This window comes from Victivallis lenta (assembly GCF_009695545.1).
Taxonomy (GTDB): domain Bacteria; phylum Verrucomicrobiota; class Lentisphaeria; order Victivallales; family Victivallaceae; genus Victivallis; species Victivallis lenta.
The window spans coordinates 15,510-34,773 of record NZ_VUNS01000023.1 but is presented as its reverse complement, the minus strand read 5'-3'; the positions used below and the strand labels follow the sequence as shown (position 1 = coordinate 34,773).

Genomic DNA, 19,264 nt, shown 5'->3' with positions numbered 1-19,264 from the left:
TGTATTTCCCCTGCGAATTCCACGACAACGCAGACGAACGAAACCAGGAAGAGCAAACATAACAATTTTCCGCCAGAGGCCGAATAAATTCATTCAACTAAAAGGAGTTATATCATGACAGACCGTACACGAAAACTTCACATATCCAGTATTATGCAACCTTATCGCTTCCCCGTAAAGCATTCACGGATACGTGATGTCGGGAAATTGCCTCCGGTACGGATTTTTTCATAAGATGTCCTTTCTGATTCAAATAATGTACTTGAAATACACCTCCTTTTGCTTTATAATAATTATACCATAAAAAAGGATTAAATCAATACATGCAATTGAGACAGTCATATATACTTCACGAACATGTTCCGTAAAATGCCCCATATTCTGTGTGCATTCATGCATCCGAACGATCAACTTCTTCAGCCGATCTACGCCTTCGGCCAGCGGCACGGCTGGCTGATCGAATTGTGCCGGGACGTGATACCGCGGGACTGGCAGGGGGATGGCGTGATTTCCGACTACCTGACGCTGGAGGATCTCTCGGCCATCCGCGATATCGGGAAAATTCCGATTGTATCGCGAATCCTGCCGCCGGGCGGCAATGTGCGATCCGTATTGAGCGATACCCGGGCGGTGGCCGAAATGGCCGTCGATTTCTTTGTCGGGCAGGGATTTCAGATTTTTGCGGCGATTTCCACTCAGGAGTTCCCGGGTGAAGTCTGCGGAATTCCCATCTGTCCCAGCCAGGCGTTGCGGGAACTGACCGGCAGGCGTGGCCTGGAATGCCATTCCCACTACTGTGTGCCGCGGGACGGCGTGGAGCCGTCCTATCCGGAAATGCTGGCCGGAATTCGGAACTTTCTGGAAAGTCTGCCGAAACCGGCGGCCCTGATTTTAGTCAATCCCCAGGTCGTGGCGCCGGTCTGGCGGGCGGTGGAGGAGCTGGGGCTCCGGGTGCCGGAGGAAGTGGCAATCTTATGCAACTCGCAGCGGCCACTGTATACGACCTACACGCCGGTGCCGCTCTCCGGCATCAACGGCGAACACGGCACGGTAGGATTGAAACTTGCCGAAACCATGCAGAAAATGCTCGACGGCGGCGACGTGCCGCTTGAACCTGAAGTGATTTCACCGAGCGCGGTGATTCGCCGGGCCAGTACCGACATTATTGCGGTGCCGCATCTGAAACTGGCGACCGCAATCCGTTTTCTGATTCAGAACTGCGATTCGCCGGTTGGTATCGGCGAAGCCGCCCGGTATGCGGAGCTGTCGCAATCGATGCTGAACCGGCTCTTCCGCCGCCATCTCGGCCGGACGGGGATTGAATTTCTGCAGCAGCTCCGGATTGACCGGATGAAGAATCTGCTGGACAGCACCGAGCTTTCCCTGTCGGAAATCGCCGCGCAGACCGGCTACTCCTCGCCGGTTTCGCTGTCGCTGGCTTTCCGCCGGGCCACCGGGATGCAGCCGGGAGCCTACCGTGAGCTTCGCCGCGGCTGACCGGGGCGCCCGCGCAAGCCCGTTTCCGGAGAAGCGCTGGAATGAATCTTGAAAATAAAGCGTCAGGAATCATTTTTTCCGTCGGACAAAACAGCAGCATGCCACCGGAAAACGACAACCGCTGCAACGGTTGTCCCCTCTGGAATTCCACCGCGTTCTTCCTTGCACACCGTTCAAGAGCGGTTGCTTTTCCGTATCGGATGCTTCCGGCAGGGCAATTGCAGCTGTCTTTTGTCAGCTGATCAATGAGACGGGCTATCGAAATTTTTCTGTTTGCTTCTGCGGAACCTTTATGTAAAGGGTCGAGACAATCCGGCAGGTTGATCCTTCCGAGTCAGGTACATGATATAGTGATGCAAGTAACTTTTTATGACAATTTGAAAAAATGAGGAATTTGCTGTAACAGGATCAATAAAAATCAGATTGTTCTTGGTGGATGCAGCAAGGATGGATCACGAGTTGATTCTAGCTCAACTTGAAGAGGACAGCATGGTAGCCCGGGCGGGAATCGAACCCACGGCCAACTGCTTAGAAGGCAGCTTTATTTTGAGCTTAAAATAGCGATATTTTGGGGAAATGTTCTAAAAATGTTCTAATTGCTGTTTGAAATGTTGCTGTTTGCGGTATATTGTAGCACCATCGGTCAGGAGGTGCGCGATGTCGGTTTTCAAGCGTAAGAGCAAATACGGCGAGACCCGGGAGTATCACTATAAATTCATGCAGGGGGGGAAATGGTTCTACGGCGTCTGCGAAGGATGTACCACGGAACGTTCCGCCCTGGCTTATGAGAAGAAGATCAAGGAGACCGCAAAAACCGCCAGCGAGCAGAAGAGCGTCAAGGCATTGATCGACAACTTCGCGGATCAGCTGACCGGAGGAAGTGCCGTCCCTCTGGCCGATGCACTTGAACTCTATTTGAAGAAACCGAAAAAACGGATGCCGGGAGCAAAACAGCTCGCGCAGAAGATCTCCTACTGGGGGGATTTTACAGCGTGGATGGCCCAGTCGCATCCGGAAGTCGTGAATCTCCGGGATGTCCGCCGCTCTCATGCCGAGGAGTACATTGCACTGCTACGGACTTCCGGCTCCTTTCAGTATGTGGAATCGCAGCGGCGGCGAATGGAAGAGACGAAATGTTCGAGCGGAAAAGCGGTCGAATTCGTTCCGCAGGGACTCTCTCCCGCAACGATCAATGTGCGACACAAGACCGTGAAAGCGGTCTTCGCCTGGCTTGCCGCCGACGCGGGAATCATTGAAAATCCGTTCGACATCCAGTTCCTCGACAATCAGTATGAGAGCCGGGAGGCGTTCACGCCCGAAGAGCTCCGGCTGATCGGAGCACATCTCGATGACGACCCTTTCGTCAAACCGATCTTTCTCATCGGAATCTGTACCGGACTCAGCGAGGGAGATATCTGCAATCTGCGCTGGGAGGAGATCCGCAACGGCTGGATCGTGCGGAAGCGGCGCAAGACCGGGGCCGCTCTGGACATTCCGATTCTGCCGCCGCTGGCAGCTTTCCTGGCGGAACATCGTCCGATTGAGAACTCGGAATTCGTTCTGCCGGAACACGCCGTCATGTATGCTTCGAATCCGACCGGCGTCACATATCGGGTCAAGCAGTTTCTGGAGCGTCTCGGAATTAAGACTTCAAGGAAAGCGGAGGGGCGCAGCCGTTCGGTCAGTTCGAAAGACGTTCACAGTCTCCGCCACACTTTCGCCTATCTGGCCGGAGAGTATCGTATTCCGCTGCCGATCGTGCAGTCGGTGCTGGGACACATGAGTCCGGAGATGACCAAACATTATCAGGCCCACGCCGACCGGGAAGCCAAGGAGAAATATCTCACCCGTCTTCCCGACTTTCTGAATGCCGCTCCGCAACAGCTCCCGCCGCCGGAGGAACCGGAACGGCAGGAACTCAATGAACTGCTTGCCCGGCTTCCGCTCGATGAAATCCGCAGGATTCTGGCGCAGGTGCGTTCCACCCTGCCGGATAAGCCGGTGGAGTAGAAATCGATTGGGACGAGGCAGGGGAGGAGAGGAGAGGAGAGCACACAGCGGCTTCAGGCTTGTTCCGTGCCGTCAGGCTCTTCATAATAGTAGGAGTAATCGATGCCTTTCATGAACATTTCCCGGTCATTGATCTGATTGGTCAATGCGTTCCGAACCAGTTTTTTGATTGGTGTGCTGTCGGTGACGCTGCGGGTCATGGCCTGGAGGTAATCTCGCTTGTTGATCCTGCTCCAGTCCACACATTGTTTCCGATATTTTTTCAACATCAGATCCAGCCAGATTCGGGTGGCTCGGCCATTGCCCTCCCGGAACGGATGGGCCACGTTCATTTCAACGTATTTTTCGAGGATCTCCTCGAAGGTGTCATTCGGCATGGACTCGATCTTTTTCAATGACTCCGCCAGAAACATCGCCGGGGCGAAAGTGAAACCGCCTTTGGAGATGTTCACGGTTCGGATTTGACCAGCAAAATCGTAGAGCCCGCCGAAGAGATAGGCGTGGATTTGCTGCAATCCTTTTACCGTGCCGACTTCGATGCTGTCGATGAAAGAACTTTCAAACAGAGCATACGCTTTCTGCTTGCTTTTGCCGTCGATGGTCTCGTCGCTGTAAGTGAACCACTCGATAAAGCGGTTCGCCCTGCTGGACGGAAATACTTTGGCAAGCGCAATAATCCCCTCATAATCGAGGACAGAGGAGTAGCGTTTCTTACCATCAGGAGCAGTCAATTTCAACAGGGTAGTGACACTACCCAGTTCATTTCCTTCTTTCTTGAGCTTGGCTTTCAGGTATTTCCAGTAGTTGCGGTTTTTCTCGTAGTCGGATTGATCGTTGAGCACACCTACGATATCCAGCACGGAGAAGAACCATTTGGAATGTTCGTCATCCCAGATGGCCCGTACTTCACGGTCATTAAAAAAGCGAATGGAAATTTTACTCATGACTTGTTCAATCCCCGGGGGTGATGGAATCGTTCGGACCCTTTCGTTTCGATCAATGCTCTTCTTTCCGGAAATATCCGCCGTTGCGGGGCGCTCCCCGGAATTCGATCACATTCTCTTCCCGGAGACGCTTCAAGTGACGTTCCAGCGAACGAACCGGAATGGCGAGAGCCGCCGCAATGGCATTGGCCCGCAATCCCGGATTCCTCCGGATGAATTCCGAGACCTCTTCCGGCGTTACTCCGCCATTTACTCCGCCATCTACTCCGCCAGGGAGAAGTTGATGTTGCTTGAGTGCCTGAAGCAATTCCTGAAGCATGAAGTCGATGAAGATTCCGGAGTCACTCGCTTCGGTACTGGCATTGATCGCCTCGTAATAGCGCTGCTGATTGTCATGAACCATGCTTTCGACCGGGAGATGCTGGAAAACGGGATTCAGCCGGGCGAGAATCAGCGATTGCCAGAGTCTGCCCATGCGTCCGTTGCCGTCGGCAAACGGATGAATGAATTCGAACTCGTAGTGGAACACGCAGCTGCGGATCAGCAGGTGATCTTCGGCATGTTTCAGCCAGTCGAAAAGGTTGGCGATCAATTCCGGAACCCGTTCGGCGGGCGGGGCAATATGAATCGGTTGTTTTCCTGCGAAAACGCCGACCCCGCCATGACGGAACTGTCCGGCATCGTCAATCAGGGCGGACATCATGACGCCGTGTGCCTTGAGCAGGTCGTTGATGGAAAACGGGTCGAGCTTCGGGAAGAGATCGTAAGTGGCGATGGCGTTTCTGACCTCCTGAATTTCACGGAGAGGAGCTACGACTCTTTTTCCGTCCAGAATATCGGTGACCTGGTTCTCGGTAAGTGTATTCCCCTCGATCGCCAGCGACGACTGGATGGTTTTGATCTGATTCGCCTTGCGCAGTTTCAAGGAATCGTGCCGCTCCAGATGGATGGCGTAACGCTCGGTGAGCGCGGAGATCTCCGCAATCATCGAGATCGCTTTGGGCGACACGGTAAATGGTGGTTTTTCACCCATAATGAAATTTTTCTTCCTTTGAAATCTGTTCTAATCTCATCGCGGATTGCCGTTGCGTTGTTGTGAGCCGGATGAAACCGGCAGACACTCCAAATTGTTTTCTCGCGAATCCGTGACGAACCACATCCAACGGTAAAATAACATCTTATTCCCTATTGTCAAGCTCAGCGGATGCAGCTTCTATTGCCTGAAACTCATCGAGGGCAGCAATGGTCTCTTGAAATCCAGAATTATTTTTTTGCTGACATATTGAAATATAGGATTGTTATTGTATCTTGCAAGATGGGACTTAAAAACTTTCGGGCAAAATGATGGAGGTGTCAAAAATGCTGAATCTTGATCGTGAATTTCAAAAACTCTGTAAGATTTTAGAAAAAGAGCAGGAAATAGTCATATTGGCGTTGGGCGGAAATGCGAGCTTTCATTTCAGAGAAATAAAAACGATTTGTGAGTTTTTTTACGAGCAGGAGATTTCTGAGAAAAGAATTAAAACATGTCTGAAGAAATTCGGACAGGACGAGTCTTTCATACCAACGCCTACGACACCGAAAGCTCTCTGCGAAGTATTCGAAATTATGCTGGACGTAAAAAATAAAAGGTTTAAGATCGCTGATATTCCTTGTGAATATAGGGAAAAATGGCGGGGTTTACCGAAGCTTTTGGAAGAGGACGCTGAAAAAAAAGATTTTAAATACACCTTGGCCAAGTGTTGCCGTTTCCTCTGTGAGACGTTGCCGTGTGATAGCGATAAACCTTTTTCCCTGGAAACTGCACGCTACAATGTAATGGCGGTGTATTGGTTCAAGTATTTGTTGGACAAGTTCGCGAAGATTCCATATACATACCCTCTTTTTGCTTGTTTTGAGTGCCTTGAACAGATCGTCCCATCTGCTCAGCAAAACAATGTTAAGCAGGTATATACTAATTTCCCTAAGGTTTTGAATATTGTTAATAATTTATTGAATCCGATTAAAGATAACCTGTTTTACGAGTATGAGTGCTTGCATAAAGAATGGATGCATGACCCGGATACCAAACGGGCATTTAAAGAAAGTTGGAAAAATTCAGATATCTACCATATTCTTTCTTCTGACGGGGATGGTGAGGATTATCTTGAGAAGGGGGCTGCTTTTAATTTGCTGAAAGCTGCCTATATTGGAAATTTTTTGGATAGTCCCCATTTTGAAAAAAATTTTGACAAGGAAACTGCTGAGTTATTGAAAAACAAAGAACTTAATGTCGTGGATGTTTTAGCTGGAATACATCACGGATTACTAATGTATTCGGAATGGTTATCTGCTGAGCAAGGCTATGCCGGGAAACGAAAAAAAACAGAACAGGATCGAAAAAACAAGGAAAATTAGGATACGAAACTTACATAATTACGCATTCATGAATGCAAAAATGGAAAAAAAAATTAAGGGGGTATCCCCCTGTTTCCGATTTTTCAACGCGCTGAATTTTTCGCATTATATTCTCTTATAGAAACGCGGCCAAGTCGGATCCGACCACGGTGGTCGGCTCCGGCAGTCCGCGAATAAAGGAGGATATAATGAATAGCATGCACATCTGGCAGGGGATTCCGCGACATACGCGGGAATACATCCGTCAGGAACTTGCCGACAACGGCATCGACATTGAGCAGGTTCTGGCAACAGCCGGAGCCCCGTCGAATCACATCTGCGCACCCGAGGAAAAATTCCTTTCGATCCGGGAAGCCGCGCGACTGGCCAAATGCAGCCGGGCAACAATCGTACGTCGCATCAAAGACAAGAGCCTCATTGCCGTGAAGCTCTCCCCGTCCAAGCCGGGGGCCGTCAGAATTGCCGTCGCGTCATTTGAAGCGTGGATGGACTGCTGCCGCGGAAACGATGGGAGGACTGGATATGAGAGCCATTGAAGCACCTTGGTTGCGTGATACAGAAAAATGTATCAAATTGGCAGATATCCTAACCAAACTTTCTGACGTAGAGCTTTTTTGTGCGCAGAATTGGGGCCGGGAAACAATTGCTTACGTTATAAGCAATATTAGACCAGGGGCGAGCAGAGGAGCTATATCCGTCGACAGGCAGAATGAAATTTATGATGTTTGGCCACAGAAATGTCTTCCCGTCTTCCCGTCGGCTGCTTTGCATCCTGTAAATGCTGATCCTGTAACCTACATCAATGGATTTTCAGCGTGGAATCCTTCTGTAATCCGACTTAACACAGGTGCAATTGAATTTAATTCCGAGAAAAAAACTTGCGGTGCATTTCCTGCCTCACTGTTTCCCCGGCTTAGAATTTGCTGTTCTTTGGCCGGATTCAGTGTTGAACCTGAATGTCGGGTGTCAGATATTGAAATCCAAATGGGACTTTATTTTTACAATCGATTGGAGGAAATTGGGTTTGAACGTTGCGGAGAGGGCAATACTTGCGTGAAAGAAACCTGGCCTTTGGAAATCTACCCTCAACTTCTACTTCCCGGAGAAAAAATTTTGTTACGGAAAACTGATGGTTCTATTTCCCATTGTGCCTTGGCATGGAGGCCGGATGGATGGAATCGGATTGTGATGCTGATTGAGACCTTTACCAAAGGAGGTCAACCCATCCTTTTGTTCAAACGGCCGTCTGGAGGGATGTTTTTCAATCAGGAGTGTTTGGCGCAATGTCCAGACTTGCCTGTAGTCATCACAGAAGATCCAGATTTATATCTCAATCATTATTTCCGCCAAGATTCCATTGTTTTGGGGTGCTTTGGCGATGTACGGGAAAATTCCGAAGAATCGCTGGCCATCCTGAAAGGACGGAAACTTTACTGGGCAATGTCGATGTTCTCTTATGCTGATTATCAGAATGTGATAAACTTTCTTGACGTGATTAATAAAATAGGAAAAAGGGCGCAAATTCTTAACTGTTCTGGAAATATAAGTCTTGCATCATCTTCAGATGATATTAATAATCAAATAATTCCATTGGACGACCTGATAAAGCAGGCTCAAATCGGCAGTATTCCCATCCCTGACAGCCTGAGTCTTCGAAATTGCGGATTTGTCGATCCTGCTGCGATGTCCACGCGCCGCGAACATGCCGCCATCATTTGCGATCTGATTCAGCGCGGCGAGGTGACCGTCATAGAAGAGTCTCCGGCCGTCCCTGCCTGGATTGTGAGTAAAACGCTCCTGAAGATCAGGCGGCAAAAATGTAAACGGTTCCTCGGGCACGCCATTCCGGCCCGCTTGCCGAAGCTTGTGGTATTCTGCACGCAGGAAGATGCGATGAACTTTGCACAGTTGCTTGATGCTGACGATACAACGACCGTCTGCTCTTTGCCGTGCAATTGGAACGGGGATGAGTTGCAAGCACACGTTCGACGGGCGGTCGAGCGGGTAAGGGCTTCACTCATCCTGCTCGCGGTGCCTTCCTCTAAAATTGGGAAAAATATTCTGGCTCCGTTGATGTGGTATTGTCGTCGGGAAAACCTGTCGCTGCTGGTCGAATCACGTCTCGGATCTGAGGAGAAAAAGGCGGGGACGGAGTTCGAGTCGTCGGCTGATCGCTGTTGCAGGTTGCTTTCCGCCAGAAAAAATAATCGGTTGAAAGTTATGCTGGAAGAACAAGACGAAACCGGGGAAGTCCGATGCTCTATGGTGACATTGGTGAAAGGCTTTCTCGGAGGGAGCAAACCGGCCACTCCGGAAGAGCGGGCGCTGTTTCATGGACATTCACGAACCGTTGATCAGGGGGATGATTTGTCGTTCAAACGAAATCGATTTATGCAGGCGGAATTATGAACACCGAGAAAAAACATGTTGACGTCAGATCGTTGCGTTTGTTGCGGAAAACATATGGAGCGCCAGCCTTCTACAATGAGAAAACGGGGCAACTCAAAAGACTGAATGAACATTACTGGGCCGCCAGGTTTGCCCGGACTACAAATGTCATTTTCCAGGAAGGTTGTTTCTGGCAATATGACGGTCGAAGTGGTTTGTGGCGAAAGATCGGAGAACCGGCATTGATGAACCAGATGTTGCGAGCCATCATCCGTCGTCATGAACAGTTTGCGGAAAAGGTGACAACATCATTTCTGCGGGATGTGCTCACGCAGTGGAAAGGACAACCGGTAAACCGTGAAATGGTTCCTCCTTCTTGCCCATTCATCCATGTTCAGAATGGCGTATTGGAGTTTCAGAACGGGGAGTGGCAGTTGCTGCCATTTTCCCCGGATTACTTCAGCCGGAATCAGCTGCCGGTATCGTTCGATCCCGGGGCCCGGTATGATCGATTCCTCAACGAATTGCTGCTGACGGCGATGACGGAGGATGACGTTCAAACCCTGAAGCAATACATGGGGCAGTGTCTGCTGGGGCGGAATATCTCCCAGACGTTTCTAATTCTCTCGGGAACTCCGGGGGGAGGGAAGGGGACTCTGGTCAACGTGATTGAACAGTTGATCGGTCGCGATAACAGCGTGGAGTTGCGGACCAACTGTCTGACCGGGCGATTTGAAGTCGGTCGCTACCTCGGCAAAAAACTCCTGATCGGTAGGGATGTCCCGTCGGACTTCCTGCAGAGAGCCGGGGCGCAGAAGTTGAAATCGCTCACCGGAAACGACACGTTGACTGCGGAATTCAAGGGAGAGAATTCGATAGAGGTCGTTATTGGGGAATTCAACGTCATCATCGTCAGCAATTCCCGGTTGCTGCTGCGCTTTGAGTCGGACGAGGGGGCCTGGAGACGCCGATTGCTGGTGATCAATTATGAACGCCCGCCGTTGCCGACAGAGAAAAGAATTGACCAGTTCGATAAAGTTCTCATGGCAACGGAGGGGAGCGGCATTCTCAATTTCGCGTTGGCCGGGGCCGCAGAACTGCTGAGTCAGAATAGACAGATTCAACGGAGCGAAGAGCAGATGAAAAAAGCGGAGTCTCTGCTCATGAGTTCCGATCCGGTCAGTTATTTCATCAGCAATTATGTCGAACTTGACCCGGACAGCAATTTGACGGTCGAGCTGATGGTCCGGAAATTCCGGGATTTTTCCCAAAGTTGCAAATGGCCGCTTGCCAGCGAACGAAAAATCCAGAGCCGGATCAAGGAGATGATGTTTGAACTTTACGGCATTATGCAGAGTAAAAATATCAGTTATGAGGGGCGCGCGGTTCGAGGATATATCGGGTGCCGGTTCGTGAAAAAAAATCATGCGTAAGGGTGAAGAAGAAGCGTCTTTTCCGCCTGGTTTCATGGAGCCCGGATTCACGAATGCGTTTTTCGTAGTCTGGTCCGGGCTGTTATGCTAGAAGCAAAAAGGAAGAGTGAGAAGAGGATGATGGTGAAAGAGGAACAAAATGAAAGTCAAAACTCAGCGGTGGCTGTAATCGAGACTCCTGAGGAGCAGGAGTTGGACGAGCTGGTCAACCTCGAAGATCGGATCAGAACCGGAGTCGGGCACTGTTTTGAAATCGGCATGCTGCTTGAACGGATCAGAAAGGAGAAGCTCTATCTGCTGCGCGGGTATAAATCGTTCCAGTGTTACTGCGAGGAGATGTTTCACATCGATCGCTCCTATGGTTATCGTTTGATTACCTGTTACCGGGTGCGGAGTCTTTTGCCGGAGGATTCCCGAACGCTGATTCCGGAGCGATTGATTCGCCCACTTGCCTCGCTGCCTCCGGAAGCAGTCGTAAAAATTTGGAACAATGCTCGGGAGGCCGCAAACGGCGGGATCCCGAACCGCAGACAGCTTGAAAAGCAAGTTGATGAATATCGTAAACGGATTCTCGATGATGAGCTGATCGAAAAATTCGGCCCATGCGATGAAGAAAGTTTTTTCAGCTATGTGCTGAAACGAAAGCTCGACACACGCACAACGGTGTCCGAGCTGATAGAAAGCACGAAATCAAGACAGGCCCTGATTACTGCGGTAAAGGAGCTGAAACCTCTCGGAATCGCCTTTGTTCCAGAGGAAAAAGAGCAGCTGAGAATCGAAATTCTCCGCCGCCAGGAACAGGAATTGGAAAAACTCTGGTAAAAACGTCGCCCACGGGCGACACTTTCCCGCAAAGAAACAACAAGCCCTCCACCGGCCACGATCCGGTAGAGGGTGTTCTTATACTGTTCATGGGAGAATTTATCTGATACTCATAAGAGAGGAATAAGGGGTTTAGCCTATTACAGGTTACTCCTTTCGCTATTCATAGTCTGAATATTGTTGAAAATATTTTTTGCGAGAATTGGGAATATTGTTTTCTGAAAATCCTTGTCATCCATGTAGCGGGAAACAATCGCATCGTTTTCCGACATTCGCTGTATCATCAGGGATTCGATGATTTCTTTGATCCCCAGTGCAAATTTATCCAGCGGGTTAGCCTTCTGGATTTGAATGATTCGTTCGTCATGGATGGCTTTTTCCTGAATCTGTTCAAAAAACAACCGATCCTCATCGGTAAAGTCGGTTCCCAGTTTATCGTTCAGAACCTTGATGATTTCGGAAAGAGGTTTCTCTTCATCTTCCTGACTGCCTGTTCCCACCGCCGTCGGGCTCTTTACCGGCACCGTTTCGCTACTGGCAAGATTAATGCTGCCTTCCATGGTTTTGCTCAGGCGATAATATTCCAATTCGACTCCTTTTTCCGGGTGAGGCTCAACTATTCCGGTGTCGGGGTGGATATGAGTTTTGAGATAGCGCGCATAAGCGTAAAGCATCTCCAGCTCTTCATCGGAGTATGGCATAATCTGACTGAGAAAAGAGTAGAGAGAAATATAGGCCCCGAGTTTGCTGTAAAATTCTTCCTGCAACTCCTTGTCGGCATTCTTGAAGCGATCCGTTGCCGGCTGTACAAAATGTTCCATCTGGGCATGGTCTGTGGAACTCTGTTTTGCCAGTGGCTTATAGAAAATACGGCAGAAATTCTCCACTTCCGACCATAGATAGATCTGGGTCGCATTCAGCTCATGCTTGAGCAATTCCAGATGCGTCGGGTCGGATACTTCGTCAAGTTGAGTTACGCGATAAAACGGACTGAAGGCCTTCAGGATATTTTCCGCTTCATTGGCAAAATCCATGACAAAAACACTCTCTTTGCCGGGGGCAATCCGATTTAACCGGGAAAGGGTTTGGACAGCCTGAACTCCATCCAGATGTTTATCCACATACATTGCACAGAGCAAAGGCTGGTCAAATCCGGTTTGATATTTATTTGCAACCAGCAAAACCTGATAATCCGGCGTGCTGAATTTGTCCGGAAGTTGAGCTTCGGAAATGGATTTTCCGGTGACCAGATCGATATTCATTCCCGGTTCAGTATATTCAATGTCATCGTCTTTGACTTTGCCGCTGAAGGCAACAAGCGGGCGAACATCTGTATAGTGGTTTTCTGCAATATAACGCTGAAAAGCCTTCATGTAACGAACTGCCTGCAAACGAGATGAAGTTACCACCATTGCTTTGGCGCGCCCCCCCAGAAGGGGTTTGATATGGGCGCGGAAATGTTCGATGATGATCTCGATTTTCTGCTCGATATTGTAAGGCATGATATTTAGAAACTTGCCCAGTTTTTTCGTTGCCTTTTTCTTGGGCATTGTGGGATCGTCTTCGATTTTCTTCACCAACCCGAAATAGGTTTTATAAGTGACATAGTTCTGGAGAACATCAAGAATGAAATGTTCTTCGATGGCCTGTTTCATGGAATAGAAGCAGGTGGGCTCCGGTTTCCCCGAGGCATTTTTACGTCCGAAGATTTCGAGGGTTTTTCCTTTGGGCGTAGCGGTAAATGCGAAGAAGCTGACATTCTGCTGTTGTTTGCGTGACTCCATGATTCGGCAAAGGTTGTCCTGCCAGTCTTCCTCTTCTTCAATCGGAGCGGCTCCGAGGATCTGCTTGAGTTCTCGGGCGGATTCTCCGGACTGACTGGAATGCGCCTCATCAACGATCACCGCATATCGCCGAGTGCTGATGGTGCTGGCAAATTTCCGTGCTTGGGTGAGGGCCTCGGCAGAGGGGGCATCCACGTTTTCCGCACCCGCGATCCGCAGAAGAGACTGCAGGACAAAGGGGAATTTCTGCAGAGTAGTAATGACAATTTTGGTTCCGTCGATCAGGGCATTGGCGAGCTGAGTCGTATTCTCATCGACGGGAACGACGACTCCTGCGGCATGTTCGATCTGGTAAATCGCATCTTGGAGCTGTTTATCCAGAACCCGGCGATCAGTGATAACGACCACACAGTCGAAGATTTTCTGATCCTCCTGGTTGTGAAGAGAAGCCAGCCGATGCGAAAGCCATGAAATGGAATTGGTTTTCCCGGACCCGGCGGAGTGTTGAATGAGATAGTTATGCCCTGCGCCCTCCTGTGCGGCCAGACGGGTTAAATCCCGGATGCAAAGCAGCTGATGATAACGGGGAAAGATCATCGTCTCCTTGGTGACTTCCCGCCGGATTCCGGCATCGTCGTATTGAATCTCTTTCTTGGTCTCAAGGAAGATGAAGTGGTTGATGAGATCCATGAAGCTGTCACGGTTCAGAACCTCCTCCCACAAATAGGCGGTCCGGTATCCGTCGGGATTGGCTGGATTGCCGGCGCCGCAGTCGATATCGCCGGGATTGCTGCCGCGATTGAACGGCAGGAAAAATGTTTTTGCTCCATTGAGCTTGGTGGTCATGTAGACCTCTTCGGGGTCGACGGCAAAATGTACGACAGCGCCTTTCTGGAAGAGGAACAGAGGAGCATGCGGGTTTCGGTCGGTCTGATATTGGTTGACGGCATCGCGCCAGGTTTGGCCGGTCGCGGGATTTTTGAGTTCCAGCGTCATCAGGGGGATACCGTTCAGAGAGAGCAGCATATCGATGGTGCTGTTGTCATTGGGGTGGCAGGGAATTTGCCGGGTGACATGAAATTGATTCTGATCGTAAAGTGCCAGAGCTTCCGGATTCATTCCGTGTGCGGGTTTGAAATAAGCAAGTTTGAATGTTTTCCCGTAAAATTTGAATCCGTGCCGGATGATGTGCATGGTCCCCTTGTTGATCCGCTCTTTGAGCAGAGTTTTGATGAGGAGACCGGGCAGCTCCACCCCGTGGAGCTGTTCCATCTGTGTCCAGAGCTGAGGCTGAGTCCCCTTTATGAAACGGAGGACATATTCCGGAAAGATCGCGGCTTCTTTATCCCAAAGCGTCTTGTCGCCAACGCTCCATCCCCCGGCAGCCATAGCTTCCTGAATATAATTCTCAAAAGCCTTTTCAGAGGTATGCAGCATAATTTATCTTTCCTCCTTAAATTCAGGAAAAAGCGAGGCAATCATATTTTTTATAGTTATATTAGTTAAATTTCGTAAAAGTTGCTTTGCTATTGTTTCCGCATTCTTATCAGTAGCATGCAGTGTTGAGTTATAAATAATGCTAAGTAGGAAATATATTTCCGGAATTTCTACTCCTTTTTTGAGGCAAAACTCTAATTTCTTGATAGTCTCATGAGTGGTGATAAATTCTCTTTTTAGTTCAGGGGTAGATAATTGATCACATGCATTTTTTTCAATTCGAACTCTTGTCGCAATACAAACAGCAAATGGGTCTGCAGGTTGACCATTCAGATATTGTTTTACTTCTTTAATGATCAATGGATGAAACGTTGCTGTATCAGAGAAATTTTTTTTGATTCCTAGTGACAAAAATTCTGTAGATCTTTCTGCAGGTTCAGGATCGTAATGAAATAAGTAATGGTCTACAAAATCTTTAATTTTGTCGTTGCTTCGTTCTTTTATAAGCTTTAAAAGATGAAGGCTATCAGAAAATTTTCTATCATCTAGGTAATGAGTTTTATAACCATTAAGCCGGAAATGAGCAAATAGCATTGGATCAAGATGTGTCATGAGAATTGGATATAACTCACGCTTTTGCGACTTGAAATCTTGAATAAATTTTGAAATATAGTATTGAAAAGCAACAAGATTTGCATCATCTAAATAATCAAAAATTTCATCGATTATCAAGATACATTTTTCTTTTTTGAAATGCTGCTCTGCTTTTTTTAGCAATAGTACAAAAGATAAGAGATCTCTTTGACCATTTGACATGTAATCTGCTTCTGGAAAACTAACGACTAATGATTGTCCGAGTTTCTTAGGTTCAATGTTGTTCCATGACGAATTGAAATCTTGTATTGTTTTGGTGTATTGTTCTTTTAAAATACAAAATTCATAATATTTCAATACAGAAGAAAAATTAGAGTCATGTAGCTTTAAATAGTTCAACTGCCATAGGACAAAAAAAGCTTCCATTCGAGAAGTAATATTACAAGAGGTCACGATATGATCAATAGCATTTTTTATGGTTAGATTGCTTTCTATATTAGGTAAACAAGTTGTTTGTAGTTTTTCAACAATGTAATCTTTACTGCCATTTATCTCTCGTGATTGATTAAGAATATCATCAAATATTATTAATGTTCTTTTCAAAGATAACTCATGCCAGTTGATTACAGAATCTAAATAACATATCACTTCTTTGTTGTTTAAAATAGGAGATATGTTTAAGATAAGCTTATTGGCATTAGCGCCAAAAACATTGCGAATTGTTCTTATGGAGTAAGTAAAACTACGCAGAGGGGGAATTGTGTTAATCAGTGTAATTGGTTTTATTCGCATTGAAGCAATCGCAGTGGAATAGCGACCATGATTCTGTCTTTGTGCATGAGATTCCAAACGACTTTTGATTACAAAAATGTCAAAAATTCCAGAAATAGTATTTGATTTTTCTGTCGCCTTATAGGTAGTTACTTCTGAATCAGCATTATAATCCAATTCTATTTCTGGTTTCTTGCTGATGTTGCATCTATGAGTTTTTTTTTCATCTAGGTCGATTCTGTTTCGGTTCAACGAATTGAACGCGGTTGCAAACGAAGTTTTCCCAAACCCGTTTGGCGCAACAAAAATATGCAATTTGTTAGCAATAATTTCAGTATTAAAAGTTTGATCTGAAAACCCCTTAACGTTTTTAATCCTGATTCGTGATATACAGTTAGGCATTTTCTTCTCCTCTCACATCAACTTTTCCGGTGACAGCGGCGCTGATCAGGGCGGTGCGATATTCTTTCATTTTCTCAATGATTTGCTTCTCTTTTTCAATCAAAGAATCAATCTTAGCGGTTTCCCGAGCCAGAAAGTCGACAATCTTCTGCTGCTCCAGAAGAGGTGGTAATGGAAAACAAAAACTCGCATATTTTTCAGCACTGACATTTTGAATTGTTGCTTGAATTGTTGCAGCCTTGATCCATTGCCAATAAAAGCTACTTCTTGTACAAAAGAAAATAAATTTTGAATTTGCCTTATGAAGAGAAAAACGCGCTCTTATTAAATACCCGGCAAAAGCAGTAACTCCCCAGGATTTCTGGTAAAGGAATGTTTTTCCCACAGTGGCTCCACTCCGGGCAAAAAGCAAATCATTTTCTGCCAATAAATATTCTTTTGCTATTTGGATGTCTATTGATTTGAAAGTATCTGGACGCAATGTCCCATCATCGGAAATATCGGTTATTCTTACAAATCGAGGTTGAGTTTCATCCTCATCAATGGCTAATTCATTTGCCCCGTATTTTAACTTTTCGTATAATAAATATTTTAATGGTATGGCCTCCCAGTGTTCTGGAATCTCTCCGAGCCAGTCGATATTGGAGGGCTTGAGTCTGACCGTAGGATCAATCCCCCTGGTGACGGCATGGGAAATCACGGCGGAACGTTTTTCCTGCAACAACTTGATCAAATCATTCCGCTTCTGAATCAAAGAATCAATCTTAGCGGTTTCCCGATCCAGAAAGTCAGCAATCTTTTGTTGCTCAAGAAGAGGCGGATATAATAATTTGAGATAGCAGAAGCGTTCAGCTTTTATTCCTAACGCAGTTGATCCTGTCGCAAATTTTTCGAGTTGCGATTTAAAGAATGACGAACGTAGTTGATAATAAAGAAAATGATTTTGAAAACTATCTTTACGGGCAGAAAATTTGATAATGCGCTGTGCTAACGCAACATTGGTATTGTCAACCTGAGCAATATTGCCCAAGGGGGCTTCTGTTGTCATAAGAATATCCCCGATACAGGGAAGCCCTCGTTGCATAATTTCAAAATAATCTTCCTCTCTTACAAATTCTTGCGACGCATCGTAGTCAATATATCCATCTTTGATGTTTTTTGCTGTGATTAGAAATATGCCGCTATCTACCTTTTCAGGAGTTTTCCCTCTATAGTCAACAATAGATTCCATTCGATGAGTAAGACCGCAATCATTCCAATGCTCTGGAATCTCTCCGAGCCAGTCGATATTGGAGAGTTTATATTTTTCGTATCTGGAATATTTTCTCATCAGAAATCACTGCTCCCACTTTTAATAAGATCAATTTTATTTGCTAACCGTCGGAGTGTTTCTGAATTATATTCACTACTATGTTGAAAAGTATTCCGTAGTCTTGAAAAGATGTCGACAAAGTTTATATAAAAGCTTTCTGTTTTATTCAAAAGGCATTGAGCACAATAAGCTGATGTTGATAATGTTTTTTTTTGTTTTATTTGTTCAAGTAATTCTAGAATGCTTGTTTCTTGTTCCGTGCGAGGATAATCAGAAACAAAAGATGCGTAAACAACAGCTACTAAAACCTCATAAATTCTATCATCCTCCTTTTGTGGACAATTTGCAGGAATTATGGTATCGGCAATTTCAGAAACGGTGCATTTGCCTGCAATATATTGGTGATATAATTCTGGATATTTCAATTTTAAGAAAATTAAAATCGGGGCAAAATGTGGCCAAGTAAAGTGGTGCGGTTTTGTAGATCGTAACAATAAAGTATATATTTTTAAAATTTGTTCAATTTCACGTAGAGAGAAATGATGCCACGATAATATTGCGTAACAAGCCCACCGAAATGATTCCCCTTCATCTATATCAAAAGTGTTCCGATTTTCAAAATTGGCTTTGTCTGCTAAATGTTGAGGAATACTATATCGTTCCCATAAGGCATTGAAAAAAATCTCAGGATCATTCAGAGGAATAGAGAAATCCAGATCGATAAATCGGTGCAGATAATTCTCTACATCAATTTCGCCATATACGGCCTGGATTGATTTACCAAGTTGCTTACGATCAATGCCCAGTACAAAAATAATATGTTTGATATGAAAAAGATGTTTTATTCGCTCTAAAACTTCGATTGCAAATGTCGGCCGGCAACGATCCAATTCATCAATAATGAAAATTAAAGGTCTTCCACTTTCTGTAAAAATAGAGTCAGCCAAATCCTGCAAACGCCTTTTGAGATCCTCTCGGTAACTGATTAAGGAAACATATTCGTCAAAAGCAGATTCTGAAGCCGTTTTCAGTTCTTTTTCCGTTATTGTTGTCAAATTAGTTCCCGTCAGTTTTTCAAAGGCATTGTTGAGCAGGTTGACCCCGGCGTGTTTTAGAAATGGGATAGCTGCATCCTTTACCGTCTGACACAGCTCTTTCAAGGAACTTGCACGCAATTCTTTCCATAGCTGCCCAATAATTGCGACAAAGGGATCTGTGAGAAAATCATCTTCCCAGGCATTAAAATAAATAGCAAAATAACCATCATTTTTGAGTTGCTGTTGCCAGCGTTTCAGCATGAAAGTTTTTCCACTTCCCCATTCTCCATTTAAACTGATGGTTAATGCGTCTTCCTGATTCTCCAACAGATTAGTCAGGTCTTTTGCTGCCTCTTGGCGTTTCAGTTTGTCATCACTCCATGGATTCTCTTCATTGATCGCCTCTTCTGCTAATTTGATTTGAGGATTTTCCATT

14 protein-coding genes and 1 tRNA gene are annotated in these 19,264 nt (G+C 46.5%); 8 read left to right on the top strand and 7 right to left on the bottom strand.

Going from position 1 to position 19,264, the window contains the following annotated elements; genetic code table 11:
* The first annotated feature begins 393 nt into the window (after nucleotides 1–393).
* Nucleotides 394–1,497, top strand: coding sequence for a helix-turn-helix domain-containing protein (locus FYJ85_RS17200; RefSeq protein WP_206213268.1), 1,104 nt, complete (start codon nucleotides 394–396; stop codon nucleotides 1,495–1,497).
* Between the two features lie 41 nt (nucleotides 1,498–1,538).
* Entirely contained in the window at nucleotides 1,539–1,739 is a 201-nt protein-coding gene (locus FYJ85_RS17195) for a hypothetical protein (RefSeq protein WP_154419750.1), read from the top strand.
* Between the two features lie 248 nt (nucleotides 1,740–1,987).
* On the opposite strand, the gene FYJ85_RS17190 is transcribed toward FYJ85_RS17195, so the two are convergent.
* Nucleotides 1,988–2,060, bottom strand: a tRNA-Arg gene (locus FYJ85_RS17190).
* A 94-nt stretch (nucleotides 2,061–2,154) separates the two neighbouring features.
* Here FYJ85_RS17190 and FYJ85_RS17185 point away from each other — a divergent pair.
* Entirely contained in the window at nucleotides 2,155–3,507 is a 1,353-nt protein-coding gene (locus FYJ85_RS17185) for a tyrosine-type recombinase/integrase (protein ID WP_154419748.1), read from the top strand.
* 53 nt (nucleotides 3,508–3,560) lie between these two features.
* Here the strand turns inward: FYJ85_RS17185 and fic are convergent, their stop codons facing one another.
* Both fic and FYJ85_RS17175 read right to left on the bottom strand, forming a co-directional pair.
* A complete protein-coding gene (gene fic, locus FYJ85_RS24475) occupies nucleotides 3,561–4,451 on the bottom strand; it encodes a protein adenylyltransferase Fic (RefSeq protein WP_154419746.1) in 891 nt (296 codons plus the stop codon).
* A gap of 52 nt (nucleotides 4,452–4,503) precedes the next feature.
* Complete coding sequence (locus FYJ85_RS17175; protein ID WP_154419744.1) at nucleotides 4,504–5,484, bottom strand: Fic family protein; 981 nt, start codon at nucleotides 5,482–5,484, stop codon at nucleotides 4,504–4,506.
* 326 nt (nucleotides 5,485–5,810) lie between these two features.
* On the opposite strand from FYJ85_RS17175, the gene FYJ85_RS17170 reads away from it, so the two are divergent.
* From FYJ85_RS17170 to FYJ85_RS17150, 5 genes are all read left to right on the top strand, one after another.
* The gene (locus tag FYJ85_RS17170) at nucleotides 5,811–6,848 is read left to right on the top strand and encodes a hypothetical protein (RefSeq protein ID WP_154419742.1); all 1,038 of its coding nucleotides are present in this window, start codon (nucleotides 5,811–5,813) and stop codon (nucleotides 6,846–6,848) included.
* 188 nt (nucleotides 6,849–7,036) lie between these two features.
* Nucleotides 7,037–7,384 (top strand): helix-turn-helix transcriptional regulator, encoded by a 348-nt coding sequence (locus FYJ85_RS17165; RefSeq protein WP_154419740.1) that lies wholly within the window; start codon nucleotides 7,037–7,039, stop codon nucleotides 7,382–7,384.
* Nucleotides 7,371–9,257: a hypothetical protein gene (locus FYJ85_RS17160; RefSeq protein WP_154419739.1), complete on the top strand. Its 1,887-nt coding sequence runs from the start codon at nucleotides 7,371–7,373 to the stop codon at nucleotides 9,255–9,257. The genes FYJ85_RS17165 and FYJ85_RS17160 overlap by 14 nt, the downstream gene beginning before the upstream one ends.
* Nucleotides 9,254–10,669 (top strand): DNA primase family protein, encoded by a 1,416-nt coding sequence (locus tag FYJ85_RS17155; protein WP_154419738.1) that lies wholly within the window; start codon nucleotides 9,254–9,256, stop codon nucleotides 10,667–10,669. Before FYJ85_RS17160 ends, FYJ85_RS17155 begins: the two co-directional genes overlap by 4 nt.
* 117 nt (nucleotides 10,670–10,786) lie before the next feature.
* A complete protein-coding gene (locus tag FYJ85_RS17150) occupies nucleotides 10,787–11,491 on the top strand; it encodes a hypothetical protein (RefSeq protein WP_154419736.1) in 705 nt (234 codons plus the stop codon).
* Between the two features lie 140 nt (nucleotides 11,492–11,631).
* On the opposite strand, the gene FYJ85_RS17145 is transcribed toward FYJ85_RS17150, so the two are convergent.
* From FYJ85_RS17145 to FYJ85_RS17130, 4 genes are read right to left on the bottom strand one after another with little or no spacing between them, the layout of a single operon-like run.
* Nucleotides 11,632–14,712 carry a type I restriction endonuclease subunit R gene (locus FYJ85_RS17145; RefSeq protein ID WP_154419734.1) on the bottom strand — a complete coding sequence of 1,027 codons (3,081 nt, stop codon included), beginning with the start codon at nucleotides 14,710–14,712 and terminating at the stop codon, nucleotides 11,632–11,634.
* Between the two features lie 3 nt (nucleotides 14,713–14,715).
* Nucleotides 14,716–16,479, bottom strand: a complete 1,764-nt coding sequence (locus FYJ85_RS17140) for a DNA replication/repair protein RecF (protein ID WP_154419732.1) — start codon at nucleotides 16,477–16,479, stop codon at nucleotides 14,716–14,718.
* Nucleotides 16,472–17,809: a restriction endonuclease subunit S gene (locus tag FYJ85_RS17135; RefSeq protein ID WP_154419730.1), complete on the bottom strand. Its 1,338-nt coding sequence runs from the start codon at nucleotides 17,807–17,809 to the stop codon at nucleotides 16,472–16,474. Before FYJ85_RS17135 ends, FYJ85_RS17140 begins: the two co-directional genes overlap by 8 nt.
* A complete protein-coding gene (locus tag FYJ85_RS17130) occupies nucleotides 17,809–19,263 on the bottom strand; it encodes a KAP family P-loop NTPase fold protein (protein WP_154419728.1) in 1,455 nt (484 codons plus the stop codon). Before FYJ85_RS17130 ends, FYJ85_RS17135 begins: the two co-directional genes overlap by 1 nt.
* Between the last annotated feature and the right edge of the window lies 1 nt (nucleotide 19,264).